The sequence below is a fragment of the Streptomyces sp. NPDC037203 genome (assembly GCF_055605065.1).
This window is the reverse complement of sequence record NZ_JBVJUC010000002.1, coordinates 490631-506808: the sequence shown is the minus strand read 5'-3', so window position 1 is coordinate 506808 and position 16178 is coordinate 490631. Positions and strand designations below refer to the sequence as shown.

General features: G+C 72.6%; 15 protein-coding genes. 8 read left to right on the top strand and 7 right to left on the bottom strand.

Annotated features, from left to right (window positions below; genetic code table 11):
* Window positions 1-195 precede the first annotated feature (195 nt).
* Together ACZ7EC_RS06740 and recO are read right to left on the bottom strand one after the other, a co-directional pair.
* Window positions 196-1044: an isoprenyl transferase gene (locus tag ACZ7EC_RS06740; protein ID WP_471058865.1), complete on the bottom strand. Its 849-nt coding sequence runs from the start codon at window positions 1042-1044 to the stop codon at window positions 196-198.
* 47 nt (window positions 1045-1091) lie between these two features.
* Window positions 1092-1841, bottom strand: coding sequence for a DNA repair protein RecO (gene recO, locus ACZ7EC_RS06735; RefSeq protein ID WP_471058863.1), 750 nt, complete (start codon window positions 1839-1841; stop codon window positions 1092-1094).
* A gap of 81 nt (window positions 1842-1922) precedes the next feature.
* Between recO and ACZ7EC_RS06730 the strand changes: the two genes are divergently transcribed.
* From ACZ7EC_RS06730 to ACZ7EC_RS06720, 3 genes are all read left to right on the top strand, one after another.
* The gene (locus ACZ7EC_RS06730) at window positions 1923-2618 is read left to right on the top strand and encodes a TetR/AcrR family transcriptional regulator (RefSeq protein ID WP_471058861.1); all 696 of its coding nucleotides are present in this window, start codon (window positions 1923-1925) and stop codon (window positions 2616-2618) included.
* 116 nt (window positions 2619-2734) lie between these two features.
* Complete coding sequence (locus tag ACZ7EC_RS06725; RefSeq protein WP_471058859.1) at window positions 2735-3883, top strand: FAD-dependent oxidoreductase; 1149 nt, start codon at window positions 2735-2737, stop codon at window positions 3881-3883.
* Between the two features lie 146 nt (window positions 3884-4029).
* Window positions 4030-4956: a dihydrodipicolinate synthase family protein gene (locus ACZ7EC_RS06720; protein ID WP_471058857.1), complete on the top strand. Its 927-nt coding sequence runs from the start codon at window positions 4030-4032 to the stop codon at window positions 4954-4956.
* A 21-nt stretch (window positions 4957-4977) separates the two neighbouring features.
* On the opposite strand, the gene ACZ7EC_RS06715 is transcribed toward ACZ7EC_RS06720, so the two are convergent.
* Window positions 4978-5685 carry an HAD family hydrolase gene (locus ACZ7EC_RS06715; RefSeq protein WP_471059749.1) on the bottom strand — a complete coding sequence of 236 codons (708 nt, stop codon included), beginning with the start codon at window positions 5683-5685 and terminating at the stop codon, window positions 4978-4980.
* A gap of 334 nt (window positions 5686-6019) precedes the next feature.
* Between ACZ7EC_RS06715 and ACZ7EC_RS06710 the strand changes: the two genes are divergently transcribed.
* Window positions 6020-6640: a ScbR family autoregulator-binding transcription factor gene (locus ACZ7EC_RS06710; RefSeq protein WP_471058855.1), complete on the top strand. Its 621-nt coding sequence runs from the start codon at window positions 6020-6022 to the stop codon at window positions 6638-6640.
* Here ACZ7EC_RS06710 and ACZ7EC_RS06705 read toward each other — a convergent pair.
* The 3 genes from ACZ7EC_RS06705 to leuA form a co-directional block, all read right to left on the bottom strand.
* Window positions 6607-7830, bottom strand: coding sequence for a sialidase family protein (locus ACZ7EC_RS06705; RefSeq protein ID WP_471058853.1), 1224 nt, complete (start codon window positions 7828-7830; stop codon window positions 6607-6609). The two genes, ACZ7EC_RS06710 and ACZ7EC_RS06705, sit on opposite strands and share 34 nt — an antisense overlap.
* 112 nt (window positions 7831-7942) lie before the next feature.
* Window positions 7943-8638, bottom strand: a complete 696-nt coding sequence (locus ACZ7EC_RS06700) for a TerB family tellurite resistance protein (RefSeq protein ID WP_471058851.1) — start codon at window positions 8636-8638, stop codon at window positions 7943-7945.
* A 183-nt stretch (window positions 8639-8821) separates the two neighbouring features.
* Entirely contained in the window at window positions 8822-10543 is a 1722-nt protein-coding gene (gene leuA / locus ACZ7EC_RS06695; protein WP_471058849.1) for a 2-isopropylmalate synthase, read from the bottom strand.
* Between the two features lie 372 nt (window positions 10544-10915).
* Between leuA and ACZ7EC_RS06690 the strand changes: the two genes are divergently transcribed.
* Window positions 10916-11986 carry a M4 family metallopeptidase gene (locus tag ACZ7EC_RS06690; RefSeq protein WP_471058847.1) on the top strand — a complete coding sequence of 357 codons (1071 nt, stop codon included), beginning with the start codon at window positions 10916-10918 and terminating at the stop codon, window positions 11984-11986.
* Window positions 11987-12038: 52 nt separating this feature from the next.
* Complete coding sequence (locus tag ACZ7EC_RS06685; RefSeq protein WP_471058845.1) at window positions 12039-12305, top strand: protealysin inhibitor emfourin; 267 nt, start codon at window positions 12039-12041, stop codon at window positions 12303-12305.
* A 13-nt stretch (window positions 12306-12318) separates the two neighbouring features.
* On the opposite strand, the gene ACZ7EC_RS06680 is transcribed toward ACZ7EC_RS06685, so the two are convergent.
* Complete coding sequence (locus ACZ7EC_RS06680) at window positions 12319-13335, bottom strand: hypothetical protein (RefSeq protein ID WP_471058843.1); 1017 nt, start codon at window positions 13333-13335, stop codon at window positions 12319-12321.
* Between the two features lie 257 nt (window positions 13336-13592).
* On the opposite strand from ACZ7EC_RS06680, the gene ACZ7EC_RS06675 reads away from it, so the two are divergent.
* Both ACZ7EC_RS06675 and ACZ7EC_RS06670 read left to right on the top strand, forming a co-directional pair.
* Complete coding sequence (locus ACZ7EC_RS06675) at window positions 13593-14909, top strand: GH1 family beta-glucosidase (RefSeq protein WP_471058841.1); 1317 nt, start codon at window positions 13593-13595, stop codon at window positions 14907-14909.
* The gene (locus ACZ7EC_RS06670) at window positions 14906-16159 is read left to right on the top strand and encodes an MFS transporter (RefSeq protein ID WP_471058839.1); all 1254 of its coding nucleotides are present in this window, start codon (window positions 14906-14908) and stop codon (window positions 16157-16159) included. Before ACZ7EC_RS06675 ends, ACZ7EC_RS06670 begins: the two co-directional genes overlap by 4 nt.
* The last annotated feature ends 19 nt before the right edge of the window (window positions 16160-16178 follow it).

The window sequence follows — 16178 nt, the reverse complement described above, 5'->3', positions numbered from 1 at the left end:
GGCGGTGCCGTACGGCCGAGCCGAGCGGGGGCTGGTGCGTGCAGATGCAAGGCGGAGGAGGGAGTCGACGCGGAGCGTCGACGACCGACGACAACGCCGCAGATGTGCGTGCCAGCCCCCGCGACCCCGGCAAGATCCGGAAGAAAGGCCCTAGGGCTTTCGGCCCCGGACCCCGCGGGGCCGCCCCGCCGGGCGCTACCGCGGGGGCTGCTCCGAGCCGTCGCCCTCCGTCGCCAGCAGCTCCTCGTTCGGGATCGCGCCGCCGAACCGCCGGTCGCGGGAGGCGAATTCGACGCAGGCCCGCCACAGGTCGCGCCGGTCGAAGTCCGGCCACAGCACGTCCTGGAAGACCAGCTCGGCGTAAGCGCTCTGCCAGAGCAGGTAGTTGGACGTCCGCTGCTCCCCGCTGGGCCGCAGGAACATGTCGACGTCCGGCATGTCCGGGTAGTACAGGTACTTCTGGATCGTCTTCTCGGACACCTTCGCCGGGTCCAGCCGCCCGGCCCGTACGTCCTCCGCCAACGCCTTGGCCGCGTCGGCGAGTTCGGCCCGGCCGCCGTAGTTCATGCAGAAGTACAGCGTCAACCGGTCGTTGTCCTTTGTCTGTTCCTGCGCGACCTGGAGTTCCCTGGCGACCGACTTCCACAGCCGGGGCATCCGCCCGGCCCAGCGCACCCGCACGCCCAGCCCGTCGAGCTGGTCCCGGCTCTTGCGGATGAAGTCGCGGTTGAAGTTCATGAGGAAGCGCACCTCCTCGGGCGAGCGCTTCCAGTTCTCGGTGGAGAAGGCGTACAGCGAGATGTTGCGCACGCCCATCTCGATCGCCCCCTGGAGCACGTCGAGCACCTGCTCGGCACCGACCTTGTGCCCCTCGGTGCGCGGCAGCCCCCGCTCCTTGGCCCACCGCCCGTTGCCGTCCATGACGATCGCCACGTGGTTCGGGACCAGCTCACCGGGGAGCTTCGGCGGCCGGGCCCCCGAGGGGTGCGGCTCCGGCGCCGTGTACTCGCGCCGCTGGCGCCCCAGGATCCCGCGTACCACCATGTGCTCCGACTCCCTCTACGACTTCTCGGGCCGGCTCCCCGGCCCGGCTAGGACTTCTCCACGTACCGCAGCGACCGCAGCCCGCGTTCCAGATGCCAGTGCAGATAGGCGGAGACCAGCCCACTGCCCTCCCGGACGTACCGCGCCTCGCACGCGTCCGCCGTCTCCCAGTCTCCCGTAAGCAGGGCGCCCAGCAGTACCAGGGTCCCCGGTGACGGTACGACGCTGCCGGGCACCCGGCAGTCGGCGCACACCGAGCCGCCGGAGGCGACGGAGAAGAACCGGTTGGGTCCCGGCATCCCGCACCGCGCGCAGTCGCCGAAGCTGGGCGCGTACCCGTTGACGGCGAGCGAGCGCAGCAGGAACGCGTCCAGCACCAGGTGCGGGGCGTGCTCCCCGCGGGCCAGCGTGCGCAGCGCGCCGACCAGCAGCAGGTACTGCTGTACGGCCGGTTCGCCCTCGTGGTCGGTGAACCGCTCGGCGGTCTCCAGCATGGCCGTACCGGCGGTGTAGCGGGCGTAGTCGGTCACGATGCCGCCGCCGTACGGCGCGATCGTCTCGCTCTGGGTGCACAGCGGCAGCCCGCGCCCGATCAGTTCGCTGCCGCGCGCGAAGAACTGCACGTCCACATGGGAGAAGGGCTCCAGCCGCGCCCCGAACTTCGACTTGGTGCGCCGCACGCCCCGCGCCACGGCCCGGACCCGGCCGTGGCCGCGGGTGAGCAGGGTGATGATCCGGTCCGCCTCGCCCAGCTTCTGGGTGCGCAGCACGATGCCGTCGTCGCGGAACAGACTCATGCCGCCCATTCTCGCCCATGGCGCCGCAGGCCCTCCGCCACCGGCCCGGTACGGCACGAACGCGTTCGTTACGATCGCGCCATGACAGCGAGAAGAGAGCCGGTCAGCCGCCGGGAGCGGCCCGCGAAGCCCGCGCTGACCCGGCAGGGCATCGTGGACACCGCCGTACGGCTGATGCGGGCCGAGGGGCTGGAGAAGGTCACCATGCGCCGGCTGGCGCAGGAGCTGGACACCGGCCCGGCCTCGCTGTACGTGTACGTGGCGAGCACCGCCGAGCTGCACGCGGCCGTGCTGGACGCGCTGCTCGGGGAGGTCGACCTGGCGGCCGGGGGTGCCGGGGAGGACTGGCGGGAGCGGCTTCGGGCCGTCCTGGCGTCGTACACCCGCGTCCTGTTCACGCACCCGCAGCTCGCGCGGTCGGCACTCGTGGCGCGGCCCAGCGGCGAGAACTATCTGCGGCTGGTGGAACGGGTCCTGGAGCTGCTCTCCCGCAGCGGGGCCGCGCGCGAGCAGGTCGCCTGGGGGGTGGACAAGCTGCTCCAGGACGCCACGGCAGCCGCCGCCGAGCACGCGACGCAGGCGCAGGACCCCGCGCACGCGGACGACTGGGACGCGCTCGCCCGTGCCCTGCACTCGGTGAGCGGGACGACGCACCCGGCGATCAAGGCGCACATGCCGGCCCTGCTCGGCGGCGCGGTGGCGGACCGCATGCGCTGGAGCTTCGACGTGCTGGTCAACGGCATCACACGGACCCCGGTCCCCACCCCGGCGGACTGACCGGACTCGCCCCCGCCGCCCTTCTCCGCCTCCGCACCCCCTTCTACGAACTTGTTCGTTACGAACGCGTTCGCTACGGTGGAGCCGTTCGGTAGACCCCTCGGCCGGGAGGCCCCATGACGCACAGCAGCCACGTCCCCATCGCGATCATCGGCGGGGGGCTCGGCGGTCTCACGGCCGCGCGGGTCCTGCGGGTGCACGGGATCGAGGCGGCGGTCTTCGAGGCGGAGGCATCCGCGGCGACCCGTACGCAGGGCGGCATGCTCGACATCCACGAGGAGGACGGGCAGCGGGCGCTGCGCTCCGCGGGTCTTCACGACGCGTTCCGGAAACTCGTCCACGAGGGCGGCCAGGCGATGCGGCTGGTCGGCCCCGACGGCGTCGTGCGGGTCGCGCGGGAGGACGAGGGCACGGGCGGTCGGCCGGAGGTGGACCGCGGCGACCTGCGCGACCTGCTGCTGGGCTCGCTGCCGGACGGCACGATCCGCTGGGGCGCCAAGGCGACCGGGGCGCGGGGGCTGGGCGGGGGCCGGCACGAGGTGACGTTCGCCGACGGTTCGGTCGTCACCACCGACCTGCTGATCGGCGCGGACGGCGCGTGGTCCCGGATCCGGCCGCTGGTCTCGTCCGCGCGGCCCGCGTACGCCGGCATCTCCTTCGTGGAGACGGACCTGCTGGACGCCGACACCCGCCATCCGCGCGCCGCGGCGCTGATCGGCGGCGGGTTCTTCCTCTGCCCGGCCCCCGGCCGCGGCTTCCTGGCCCACCGGGAGCCGGACGGGAGCCTGCACGTGTACACCGCGGTGAAGGCGGACGAGGGCTGGCTCGACACGATCGACTTCGGCGACACCGCGGCGGCGAAGGCGGCGGTCCTCGCGGGCTTCGAGGGCTGGGACGAGGGCCTGCGGGGGCTGATCGCGGACGCCGACGGCCCGCTCACTCCGCGCCGCATCCACGCCCTGCCCGTCGGCCACCGCTGGGACCGGGTTCCGGGGGTGACGCTGCTGGGCGACGCCGCGCACCTGATGTCCCCCTTCGCCGGCGAGGGCGCCAACCTGGCCATGTACGACGGCGCGACCCTCGCCGAGGCCATCGCCGCCCACCCCACGGACACCGAATCCGCCCTGACCGCCTACGAGTCGGCCCTCTTCCCCCGCAGCACCTCCTCCGCCACCGAATCCGCGGCCAGCCTGGACACCCTGTTCGGCGAGGACGGCCTGGCCCGGATGACCGCCTTCTTCACCACCGCCCCGGCGACCGCGTAACCCCTCTCGACGGCAGAGGTCCGGCCGTGTGCGCACAGGTGGTGCCGGAACTTCTCGGTCGCGTCGTGGCCGGCGTGCCGCTACCGCTGTCGCCATCCTGGGGAGGAGGACCTGTCGACCCGCGACCTCACCCGCAGGAGCCGTGCATGACCTTCCCCGCCCCGCTCACCGGAGTCGTCCCGCCCGTCTGCACGCCCCTGACGCCCGAGCGCGAGGTCGATGTGCCCTCGCTGCTGCGGCTGGTGGACCACCTGGTGGGGGCGGGGGTGCACGGGCTGTTCGTGCTCGGCTCGACCTCTGAGGCGGCGTTCCTCACGGACACCCAGCGGCGCCGGGTGGTGGAGGCGGTCGCGGGGCACGTGGGCGGCCGACTGCCGGTGCTGGCCGGGGTGATCGACATGACCACCCCGAGGGTCCTGGACCAGGTGCGCGCGGCGACGGCGGCGGGCGCGGAGGCGGTCGTGGTCACCGCGCCGTTCTACGCCCGCACCCACCCCTCGGAGATCGTCCACCACTACCGCCGGATCGCGGCCGTGAGCCCGGTGCCGGTCATCGCCTACGACATCCCGGTCGCCGTGCACACCAAGCTGCCCCCCGAACTGGTGCTGGGGCTCGCCGGGGACGGCGTGCTGGCGGGGATCAAGGATTCCAGCGGGGATCTGGCGGCCTTCCGGGAGCTGGTCACCGGGGCCCGCGCCCACCCCGGATTCGCCGTGCTGACCGGCTCGGAGCTGATCGCCGACGCCGCGCTGGCGCTGGGCGCGGACGGGGTGGTGCCGGGGCTCGCCAATGTCGATCCGCACGGGTATGTGCGGCTGTACCGGCAGTGCCGGGCGGGCGACTGGGCGGGGGCGCGGGCCGAACAGGACCGGCTGTGCGCGCTGTTCGGGCTGACCGGGGCGGGCGATCCGGCACGGATGGGCGGCAGCTCCTCGGCGCTGGGCGCGTTCAAGGCCGCCCTGCATCTGCGGGGCGTGATCGACTGCCCGGTCACCGCGGAGCCGCAGGTGCCGCTGTCGGGCGAGGAGACGGAGAAGGTCGCCACGTTCCTCGCCTCGGCGGGGCTGTTGTAGCCCTCCGTACCGCCGAGCGCCTCAGTCCGGTTCCGGTGCCCCGGTGACGCGGGTCTGCGCCCAGGCGAGCACCTCCGGTTCGCGCAGCGACGGTACCCACAGGTCGGCCCGTTTCGCGTCGTCCCCGGCGGGGCGGGGGCCGACCCCGAGCACCCGCAGCCCGGCGCGGTGGGCGGACTCCACCCCGGTCAGCGAGTCCTCGACGGCGAGCGCCCCGAGCGGGGGCACCCCGCACAGGCGGGCCGCGAGGAGGTACACGTCCGGCCAGGGTTTGGGCCGTACGGTGCCCCCGCTCTCGGGGACGACGATGTGCTGGAAGTGGGTGCGCAGCCCGGCCCGTTCGAGGCTGCCCTCGACCACCACCATCGGGCAGTTGCTGGCCACCGCCAGCGGCACCCGCCCGGACAGCGTCCGCACGAGCTGGACGGCGCCCGGCATGGTGACCGGGTCGTCGGTGACCAGTTCCAGGAAGTGGTCGAGGAGCGCTCCGGTCAGGCCGGCCGCCAGCTCGGGTTTGTGCACCGAGTCGGCCATCAGGCGGCCGCATTCCTCGTAGTGCATGCCCTTGGCCCGCTCGGCGAAGCCGGGCGGCGCCTGGAGGCCGAATTCCCGGAAGGCCAGGGTGCGGGCTTCCACCCAATGGCGTTCGCTGTCCATCAGGGTGCCGTCGCAGTCGAAGACGACGGCCTCGGGCGACCAGTCGAGCAGTGGGCGGACGTGAGGGGTCACCATGGCCTCCTAGGGTGGCAGGGACAGGGGGTGGCGTGCGGCGCACGCGTCATCGAATCGCGTCATTCCCGACGTTCCACAGGAAACGGAAAGATAGCGACGACTACGATATTTTCGCGCACGTAAATCAGGCAATAACCCCATAGAGGGACTGGACTGTGGCGCCGCCGAGGGTGTATGAGGCGGAGAAAACGCCCCCCTTACCACCCGCTCGCGTTGGCCCTCGAAAGAAATACGTAATTACCGCGCGAGTGTGATTCCTGTTTGCCCCCGGCGTACGCGGGCGCACTACATTCTTGGCCGTCGGACATGCCGAGCGAGGGCAGGCGGAACGTTGCAGGAACGGGCCAGGACAACCCGCAGAACACTTCTGGAAGCGGCCGCCCAGCTTTTCGCCGAACAAGGGTACGCGGGCACCAGCGTCAACGACATAAGCGCCCGGTCCGGCCGGACCAGCGGCGCCGTCTACTTCCACTACGCCAGCAAGGAGGGCATCGCACTCGCCGTCGTCCAGGACCGCTTCGCCACCTGGCCCCAGCTGACCGCGCGCTACGCGGACGCGGCCGTCCCCCCGGTCGAACGGCTCGTCGCGCTCAGCTACGACATCGCCCGCGCCCTCGCCGAGGATCCGGTGACACGCGCGGGCGCACGCCTGTGGGCCGAGCGCGCCACCATCGACGCCCCCTTGCCCGACCCCTTCGCGCTGTGGACCGCCGCCGCGACCCGCCTGCTCGCCGAGGCGCGCAGCGCCGGCCACCTGGCCAGACACGTGCGCCCCGCACCCACCGCCCGGACCCTGGTACGCGCGTTCTTCGGACTGTGCTCACTCACCGAGGCACTGGAGGGCGCGGCCACCGTCACCGACCGGCTCACCGACTGGTGGCAGCTGACCCTCCCCTCGCTCGGTGCCGATCCGTCGGCTCACCGGCGGGCGGGCGCCCCGGCGGGCGAGTGAGCACCGACCCCGGTGAGCCGCCGGAACGTCAGACCGTCGTAGGAACCCGTCTCGTACAGCACGCCGACCGTGCCGGTGCCGAGCTGGACCAGGTCGGAGTAGGCGGCCGGGCCGTCGTCCAGGGTGGTCAGGCGGCTGAAGGTGCGGCCGGCGTCGGTGCTGGACCACACGGCCATGGCGCGGCGGGCGGTGGGCACGGAGGGCGCGGAGAACAGCAACGGGGCATCGGCGCCCCGGAGTTGCAGCACGCTGCCCTGGACCACGGGTACGTCCTTCAGGGTGCTCTGGGCGGCGTAGGGGCGGTCGAGGGTGGCGCCGCCGTCGGAGGAGTAGGTGTCGAGACGGTTGCCGGGGGCGCTGCCGTACTGGTCGCGAGCGCTGAAGTAGAGGCGCCCGTCGGGCAGTTGAGTGGCGCTGGTCTCGTTGACGTCGGCCACCCCGCCGGGGCCGGTGGTGGTGAAGCCGAGGTGCCAGGTGCGCCCGCCGTCGTCGCTGTAGAGGGCGTGGCCGGCGTAGTACCGGGACTCGCGGCCGGTGTCCCCGGAGCCCTTGGGCGGGGTGGTGGAGTGGTCGGCGGGCACGAGGAGGCGTCCGGCGTGCGGGCCGCGGGTGAGGGCGACGGCGTGGCCGGGGCCGGTGGCGTACCAGCGCCAGTCGGGCCGTTTCACCTCGGCCGTGATGTCCCGAGGCGCGGTGAAGGTACGGCCGTCGTCCGAGCTGCGCTGCACCTGGACCCGGCGGCCCCGGTCGGCCGTGACCTGGCCCCGCATGATCTGGTCCTCCGTCACGTCTCCGGCGTTTGCGCAGGTCACGAGGACGATGGTGCCGGTGTGCGGGTCGATGACGGGCGCCGGGTTGCCGCGGGTGTTCCCGTCACCCGCGGCCACCACGGTGAGCGCGCCCCAGGTGCAGCCGCCGTCGGTGGAGCGGCGCACCACCACGTCGATGTCCCCGCTGTCGCCGAAGCCGTCGCGCCGGCCCTCGGCGAAGGCGAGCACGGTGCCGCGCGGGGTGCGGACCACGGCGGGGATGCGGTAGGCGGCGTACCCGCCCTGCCCCGAGATGTACGGCCGTGAGGAGGCGCAGCCCGGCGCGGGGTTCAGGGGCCTCGCGACGGCGGGGTGCGGGGCCGCCACGAGGGCGGCGAGGAGGGTGAGGCCGGTGAGTACGGTGCGGCGCGGCGGGGTCACGCCCTCATGCTGCCCCGGTACGGGCGCACACCCCTACTCCGTTCGAGTTAATCAGCGGGAGCCGATAGGACGGCCGTCGAGGGTCAGGACGGGGCGTGGACGGCCGTCCGGGTCAGGACGGGGTGCGGGCCGCCTCCAGGAGCCGGGCCACGTCCTCGGCCGGGAGCGTCAGGGCCGCGCCGACCGTGGTCAGGGCGTCGCGTTCGGCGGGGGTGTAGGGGCCGTCGGCGAGGGCGATGCGGGCGCCGTTCAGGAGCAGGGCCTCGCGCCCGGCCGGGGCGAGGTGCGGGGCGAGCGGGTCCAGCGCCTCGTGCAGCTCTATCGTCAGACCGCTCCCGCAGGGCTCGCCCAGGAGCCGCCCGGTGTCGGCGGCCAGGGCGTCGACCAGGGCGGCGAGCTGCTCCTCTGTGCAGTCGTCGACGCCGCCCGCGCGGACCGCGGCGCAGGCGGTCTCCAGGGAGGCGCGGGAGCCGGCGCCGCCCGCGGCGAGCACGGCGAGGGCGACGGTGTGCACGCCGTCGCGGAGCATCGCGGAGAAGCGGCGGGTGGTGGGGTGGTCCAGGACGTCGGTGCCGTAGTGGTGGCCGCAGGCGGCGCACTCCACGACGGGCCCGGTGGTCCCGCGCGGCAGCACCGGCACCCCGAGCAGGGTGAGCCGGCGGCGTCCGGTGAGCCGCTGGTAGTTGCGGTCACCCCCGCAGCCGGGGCAGTAGAACTCGCCGTCGCCGACGGGTGTCCACGCGGTGCGGGTGCCCAGGACGCGCAGGGCCCTGGTGGCACGGTCTTCTCGTCCCCTTACCGGCAGCACGTCGCACCTCCCTAGAGCACGGCACCATCGCCGCGCTGGCGTGATGTTAGCCACATCGCGCGGCGGAGTCAGTACCCCGGACGAGACCGATCTGTGACCTGTCCGGCCCTGTGGCCGGGAATCGACGAGGCTCCGGCCGCCCTGTGCGGCGGCCGGAGCCTCGAAACCCCCGGTGGGGGTGGGTCAGCGGGTGGCGCGGTTGACGGCGGAGACGACCGCCTTCAGCGAGGCACGCGTCGTGTTCGCGTCGATGCCGATGCCCCACAGGACCTGGCCGTCGATCGCGCACTCGATGTAGGAGGCGGCCTGCGCGGAGGCGCCCTCGCTCATCGTGTGCTCCTGGTAGTCCAGCAGGCGTACGTCGATGCCGATGGCCTGGAGGGCGTCGAAGAAGGCCGAGATCGGGCCGTTGCCGGAGCCGGTCAGCACGCGGTCCTCGCCGTCCACCGTGGCCTCGACGGTGAGCGTGTCCACGCCGTCGTTGTCCGTGGTCGACTGCCCGTTCCTGACCTGGATGCGGCCCCACGGGTTGGCGGCGTTGGGCAGGTACTCGTCCTGGAAGACCGCCCAGATGTCCTTCGGGGTGATCTCGCCGCCCTCGGCGTCCGTCTTGGCCTGGATGATCTTCGAGAACTCGATCTGCATCCGGCGCGGCAGGTCCAGCTTGTGGTCGTTCTTCAGGACGTACGACACACCGCCCTTGCCGGACTGCGAGTTGACGCGGATGACCGCCTCGTAGGAGCGGCCGACGTCCTTGGGGTCGATGGGCAGGTACGGCACCGCCCACTCCAGGTCGTCCACCGTGACGCCCCTGGCCCGCGCGTCGGCCTCCATCGCGTCGAAGCCCTTCTTGATGGCGTCCTGGTGGGAGCCGGAGAAGGACGTGTAGACCAGGTCGCCCACGTACGGGTGGCGCGGGTGGACCTCCATCTGGTTGCAGTACTCCCACGTACGACGGATCTCGTCGATGTCGGAGAAGTCGATCTGCGGGTCGACGCCCTGGGAGAACAGGTTCATGCCCAGGGTGACCAGGTCGACGTTGCCGGTGCGCTCGCCCTGCCCGAACAGGCAGCCCTCGATGCGGTCGGCGCCGGCCATCAGCGCCAGTTCGGCCGCCGCCACCGCCGTACCGCGGTCGTTGTGCGGGTGCACGGACAGGCATACGTACTCGCGGCGGGACAGGTTGCGGTGCATCCACTCGAAGCGGTCCGCGTGCGTGGAGGGGGTCGAACGCTCCACCGTGGCGGGCAGGTTGAGGATGATCTCGCGGCCCGGACCCGGCTGGTAGACGTCCATCACCGCCTCGCAGACCTCCAGCGCGAAGTCCAGCTCGGTGTCGGTGAAGATCTCCGGGCTGTACTGGTAGCCGAACTCGGTCTCCGGGCCCAGCAGCTTCTCCGCGTACTCCATCACCAGGCGGGTGCCGTCGACGGCGATCTGCTTGATGTCGTCCCTGGAGCCGCGGAAGACGACCCGGCGGAAGACCGGGGCGGTGGCGTTGTACAGGTGGACGGTGGCGCGCCGCGCGCCCTTGAGGGACTCCACGGTCCGCTCGATCAGGTCCTCGCGGGCCTGGGTCAGGACGGAGATCGTCACGTCCTCGGGGATCGCGCCCTCTTCCTCGATGATCGAGCGCACGAAGTCGAAGTCGGTCTGGCCGGAGGCGGGGAAGCCGACCTCGATCTCCTTGTAGCCCATCTTGACCAGCTGGTCGAACATCCGGCGCTTGCGCTCGGGCGACATCGGGTCGATCAGGGCCTGGTTGCCGTCGCGCAGGTCGGTGGAGAGCCAGCGGGGGGCCGCGGTGACCCGCTGGTCGGGCCAGGTGCGGTCCGGGATGTCCACCTGGTCGTAACGACCGTACTTGTGGATCGGCATGGAACTGGGCTGCTGGCGGTTGGCCATGGTGCGTGGCTCCTCAGGGGGTCCGGATGTCCGAGTGGACGGCCGACGACGCGACGCCGAGCTCCGCGGGGAGGGAGTCGGCCTCGACTACAGACCCTCGCCGCGGCAGCTAAGAAGAAGCAGCACGAAACGCATGATGCAGCGCAGCCTAGCCGAGCGGTTCAGGATGCGGCGATGCGGTCCAGTATGCGGGACCGGCGGGATGAAAGGGACAAAAAGTGCGAGAAGCCACAGGGGTGCGGCACGGGCGATCCACGGGGGGCGCACCGCGGTAGCACAATGTCACGCTCCGTCGCGCCCCCTGTCCCGGTATTTCACCAATCATGGTTGCGAGTAGTGACTTTGGCGTCACTCAGTGCGATGGTCGATAGCATGACGACGAGGAACGGGGCCCTCGGGCCCGTCTTCTGCTCCATCGTGCCGCCGCACGTCCTCGACCGGCTCTCGCAGGCCCAGGACCCGGACGTGTCGGCACCCGCACGCCGCTCCCTGGAACACGACGCCTACCAGCGCACCCGGCGCCGGCTGACCACCGTGATCGGTGCGAGTGCCGCCGCACCGCCCGAGGGCGCCGCCGCCGACCAGCCGCACCGCACCATCTACGACACCCACCACTCCCAGGACCTGCCCGGCGACAAGGTCCGCGAGGAGGGCTCGGATCCCGGCTCCGACGCCTCCGTCAACCGCGCCTACGCCGGCCTCGGCGCCACCTTCGAGCTGTATCTGAAGGTGTACGGCCGCCACTCCATCGACGGCAACGGAATGCCGCTCGACGCCACCGTGCACTTCGGTGAGGGCTACGACAACGCCTTCTGGAACGGCGAGCAGATGGTGTTCGGCGACGGCGACGGAAAGGTCTTCCTCGACTTCACCATCCCGGTCGACGTCATCGGCCACGAGCTGACCCACGGCGTCACCCAGCACACCGCCAACCTGGAGTACTTCGGCCAGTCCGGCGCGCTCAACGAATCGGTCTCCGATGTCTTCGGCTCGCTGATCAAGCAGTACGCGCTGGGCCAGACCGCAGCCGAGGCCGACTGGCTGATCGGCGCCGGTCTTCTCGCGCCGGGCGTGCACGGCACCGCGCTGCGCTCGATGAAGGCGCCGGGCACGGCGTACGACGACCCGAACCTCGGCAAGGACCCGCAGCCCGCGACCATGGAGCACTACGTGCGCACCGGCCGCGACAACGGCGGGGTGCACATCAACTCCGGCATCCCCAACCACGCCTTCTACCTGGCCGCCAAGGCCCTCGGCGGCCATGCCTGGGAGAAGGCGGGACAGGTCTGGTACGACGCGCTGACCGGCGGCGACCTCAAACCGGACGCGCAGTTCGCCGACTTCGCCAAGCTCACCGTGAAGGCGGCGCGCCACCGGTTCGGCGCCGACGAACTGGAGGCCGTGCAGAAGGCGTGGGAGCAGGTCGGGGTGCATACGCGCTAGCGCGCACCCGGTAGTCCCCCCACGGCGGCCCGCGCGCTGCGACACTGGACCCATGCGGATTCAAGTGACGCGCACGGGCGGTTTCGCGGGCTTCGAGCGCCGGGCCGAGGTGGACACCTCTTCCCGGCCCGACGCCGAGGAGTGGGAGGCACTGGCCGGACGCGTCCTCGCGTCCGGCCAGGACACCCCGCCGACCGGTGTGCCGGACGGGTTCAGTTACGAGATCACGGTGGACGGCCGCACGGTGTACGCGGCCGATCCCCGGCTGACCGAGGACCAGCGGGAGTTGGTCTCCCGCGCCCTCAAGGAAGGCGCCTAGTAGAGCGCTCCGGTCAGCAGTAGCCCCTCCGGAGGAAGCCGCGCCGGTGCGGGGCGCCGAGGTCCAGCGGGATGTCGACGTGGCTCGGCAGCTCCGCGAAGGACGCGTTCGGCAGGATGAACTCCCGCCCGGTGTACCGCTGCCGTACGGTCTGGGCGGCGGCGGGCTTGCACACGAACGGGTTGGCGTACGTGTTGTAGCCGAGGCCCACCCCGGTGTTGAGGAACCCGGCGTCCTGGCACTGGTACAGGACGGCGCGCAGGGCGGCGGCGTCGCGCGGGCCGGTGTAGCCGGACTGGAAGTTGGCGAAGCAGTCCAGCGTGGACGCGCCGTCGTACGGGGAGGGTCCGGCGGCGGCCAGCGCGTCGAGGAAGTCGCGGCGGCACCCGATCGCCGCCGAGGGCGCCGCACCCGCCAGGAGCCGGCTGCGCCTGCACCCGGTCACCTCCTGGAAGGCGCCGACGACGTCCTCGTCGCGGCCGAGGCGTGAATAGGCGAGTACGAGGTCCCGCTGCGCGGCGAGCGGATAGGCGCCCGTGTGCCCGAACTCCTCGTCCAGCAGCCGGAACCAGGTCTCGAACGCCGGGACCTGGGCGCGGACCCCGGACGGCAGGGTGTAGACGGCGAGATCGGTCGGCGTGTCCCAGGTGTCTAGGCCCGGATAGCCGACGAAGGACAGGACGCCGATGCCGGTCTTCGGGGGCTGGTCGCCGTACCGGCTGCGCAGCTGGAGGTAGCGCTCCAGATTGGTGTCGGAGCCCGCCCACGCGTACCAGAACCCGCTCGGATAGAGGGTGGTGTCGCCGCGGGTGTGGGTGGTGCCGAACAGCGTGGGGGACACGCAGCGCACCTGGCGGGCGTCCCAGGCGGCCTTGTACTCGGCCGGGGTGGAGATGCAGTCGGTGGACGCCGTGCCGCGGCGGGTGTCGGCGAGCGCGCCGGGCACGCCGCCCAGCAGGACGAACAGACACGCCGCGAGCACGGTGAGCAGCCGTGCACGCGGCCTGGTGGTCAGCTGATGGACTGTCATACGGCTCAGTTTCGGAACGACCGGGCGGCGAATGCCAGTCGATTGGGCCATGCGGCCCACACCCGGCGACCACTGGAGCCGCTGGACGCACGGGCGTTGACCCGTACACGGCCGCCGACTCGCGCACGGCCGCGTGGACACGTACGAGCGCCGGCCAGCGTACGGCCGCCGGTTCGCGCGCGGCAGTCGACTGACGCACAACTACTGGCTCACGCACGGGCGTTGACTTCGTTACCGACGGTACGGATGATCCGGCCATGGCGACTGACACAGGCACTCCGCTCCCCCGGTTCCCGGCCGGCTTCCTGTGGGGCGTGTCGACCTCCGCCCACCAGATCGAGGGCGCCGCCGACCGGCGCGCGCCCTCCGTGTGGGACGTGTTCACCGCCGAGCCGGGCCGGGTGAAGGACGGCTCGACGGCGGCGGTGGCCTGCGACCACTACCACCGCTACCCCGAGGACGTGGCGCTCCTCGCCGGTCTCGGCGTGGACGCCTACCGCTTCTCCGTCTCCTGGCCCCGCGTCAGCTCGCCGGGCGGCCTGGACTTCTACGACCGGCTGGTGGACGAGCTGTGCGCGGCGGGCGTCCGGCCGGTGCCCACCCTCTTCCACTGGGATCTGCCCGCGTCCCTGGACTGGCTGGAGCGGGACACGGCGGCCCGGTTCGCGGACCATGCGGCGGTGGTCGCCGCCCGCCTGGGCGACCGGGTCACCAAGTGGATCACTCTCAACGAACCCGCCGAGCACACCCTGCTCGGCCACGCCCTCGGCGTGCACGCCCCCGGCCGGCGGCTGCTGTTCGACGCCCTCCCGGTCGCCCACCACCAGCTCCTCGCGCACGGCCTCGCGGTACGGGCCCTGCGCGCGGCCGGCGCGGCCGACATCGGCATCGCCAACTCCCACGGTCCGACCTGGCCGGCCTCCGCCGATCCGGCCGACGCGGCGGCGGCGGACTTCTACGACACGCTGCTCAACCGGCTTTTCGCGGAGCCGGTACTGCTGGGCGCCTATCCGGACGGGCTGGGCGAGCTGATGCCCGCGGCCGACCTTCCGGCGGATCTGGAGGTGATCGCGGAACCCCTGGACTGGTACGGCGTCAACTACTACGCGCCGACGCGGGTGGGCGCCCCGCTGGGCACGGAGACGGAGTCCGGCGGCGTGCCCATACCCGCCGAACTCCCTTTTTCGATAAGGGAGATCGAGGGCCGGCCGCGGACCGACTTCGGCTGGCCGGTGGTCCCCGAGGGGCTGACCGAACTGCTGTGCGGCTTCCGCGAGCGCTACGGCAACCGGCTGCCGCCGATCGTCATCACCGAGAACGGCTGCTCGTACGAGGGCCTCGACGATCAGGACCGCATCGCCTACCTGGACGCCCATCTCCGCGCCCTGCACGCCGCGTTGAGCGCCGGGGTGGAGGTGCGCGGCTACTTCGTGTGGTCCCTCCTGGACAACTTCGAGTGGGCCGAGGGGTATGCGCGGCGCTTCGGTCTGGTGCACGTGGACTACGCGACACTCAAGCGGGTGCCGAAGGCGTCGTACCACTGGTTCCGGGATGTGCTGCGGGCGCAGAGATGACCACCGGCCGCCCGCCGGCCGCGCCCGCCGAGCCGTCCGCGCCGGTGGGCCGGGGCTGGACGGCGGCCCTCTCGCTGGCCAACGGGGCGATCTGGGTGGGCTGGTTCGGCCCGCTCCAGATCCTGCTGGCCGCCCAGGCGAAGGACCTCGCGCCCGGCACCGGGATGTCCAAGGAGTCCCTGCTGGCCTGGGTGACCGGCACGGGCGCGGTGGTCTCCCTGCTCGCGAACCCCGTCTTCGGCGCCCTGTCCGACCGTACGACCGCCCGTGCGGGCCGCCGGGCACCGTGGATCGTGGCCGGGGCGGCGGGCGGGGCGCTGTCCCTGCTGCTGCTCGCGGGCGCGGGCGGGCCGTGGTCGATGGCGCTCGGCTGGTGTCTCGTCCAGCTCACCCTGAACGCGGCCTTCGCGGCGGTGACGGCGGCCGTCCCGGACCGGGTGCCGAGGCGCCAACGGGGCGCGGTGGGCGGATGGTTGGGCGCGGCGCAGATCCTGGGCGTGGTCGCGGGCACGGGCCTGGCGACGGCGGTGGGCGGCGTCCGCGCCGGGTACCTGGCGTGCGCGGTGTGCGCGGCGGCGGGCGTCCTGCCGTACGTCCTCCTCTTCCGCGACATCCCCCTGGCGCGCGCGGACCGGCCGCCGTGGTCCTGGCGGGGGTTCCTGGCGGGCTTCCGGCTGAGCCCGCGCCGGTATCCCGACCTGGGCTGGGCCTGGCTGACCCGTTTCCTGATCAACCTCGGCAACGCGCTGGTGCTGCTGTACCTGCTCTACTACCTGCGCGACCGCATCCACTACCCCGACCCCGGCCGGGGCGTCCTGATCCTGACGGCGGTGAACGGCGCGACCCTGCTGGCGACGGTGGTGGCCGGCGGGGTCTGGTCCGACCGCACGGGCCGCCGCAAGCCGTTCGTGGTGTGGTCGGGGGTGCTGATGGCGGTGGCGACGGCGGCGCTGGCCGGCTGGCAGACCTGGCCGGGCGCGGTGCTGGCCGCGGCCGTCCTCGGCGTCGGCTTCGGCGTCTTCACCTCCGTCGACTTCGCCCTGATGACGGACGTCCTGCCGCACGCCCCGGACCGGGGCAAGGACCTGGGCGTCCTCAACGTGGCCAACGCCCTTCCCCAGGCCGCGGCCCCGGTCCTGGCGGCGCCCCTGGTGACGCATCTGGGCGGGTACCGGGTGCTGTACCTGGTCGCGGCGGCGATCGGGCTGGCGGGGGCGGTGCTGGTGGGGCGGATCAGGGGGGTGGACTAGGGTCTCTCGTTCGGATCAG

Excerpts from the sequence above, each read along its gene's own strand:
- ACZ7EC_RS06675 (WP_471058841.1), top strand. The coding sequence starts at position 13,593 with ATGGCGACTGACACAGGCACTCCGCTCCCCCGGTTCCCGGCCGGCTTC.
- ACZ7EC_RS06730 (WP_471058861.1), top strand. The coding sequence starts at position 1,923 with ATGACAGCGAGAAGAGAGCCGGTCAGCCGCCGGGAGCGGCCCGCGAAG.
- ACZ7EC_RS06725 (WP_471058859.1), top strand. The coding sequence starts at position 2,735 with ATGACGCACAGCAGCCACGTCCCCATCGCGATCATCGGCGGGGGGCTC.
- ACZ7EC_RS06680 (WP_471058843.1), bottom strand. The coding sequence starts at position 13,335 with ATGACAGTCCATCAGCTGACCACCAGGCCGCGTGCACGGCTGCTCACC.
- ACZ7EC_RS06685 (WP_471058845.1), top strand. The coding sequence starts at position 12,039 with ATGCGGATTCAAGTGACGCGCACGGGCGGTTTCGCGGGCTTCGAGCGC.
- ACZ7EC_RS06720 (WP_471058857.1), top strand. The coding sequence starts at position 4,030 with ATGACCTTCCCCGCCCCGCTCACCGGAGTCGTCCCGCCCGTCTGCACG.
- ACZ7EC_RS06740 (WP_471058865.1), bottom strand. The coding sequence starts at position 1,044 with ATGGTGGTACGCGGGATCCTGGGGCGCCAGCGGCGCGAGTACACGGCG.
- ACZ7EC_RS06670 (WP_471058839.1), top strand. The coding sequence starts at position 14,906 with ATGACCACCGGCCGCCCGCCGGCCGCGCCCGCCGAGCCGTCCGCGCCG.
- ACZ7EC_RS06690 (WP_471058847.1), top strand. The coding sequence starts at position 10,916 with ATGACGACGAGGAACGGGGCCCTCGGGCCCGTCTTCTGCTCCATCGTG.
- leuA (WP_471058849.1), bottom strand. The coding sequence starts at position 10,543 with ATGGCCAACCGCCAGCAGCCCAGTTCCATGCCGATCCACAAGTACGGT.
- recO (WP_471058863.1), bottom strand. The coding sequence starts at position 1,841 with ATGAGTCTGTTCCGCGACGACGGCATCGTGCTGCGCACCCAGAAGCTG.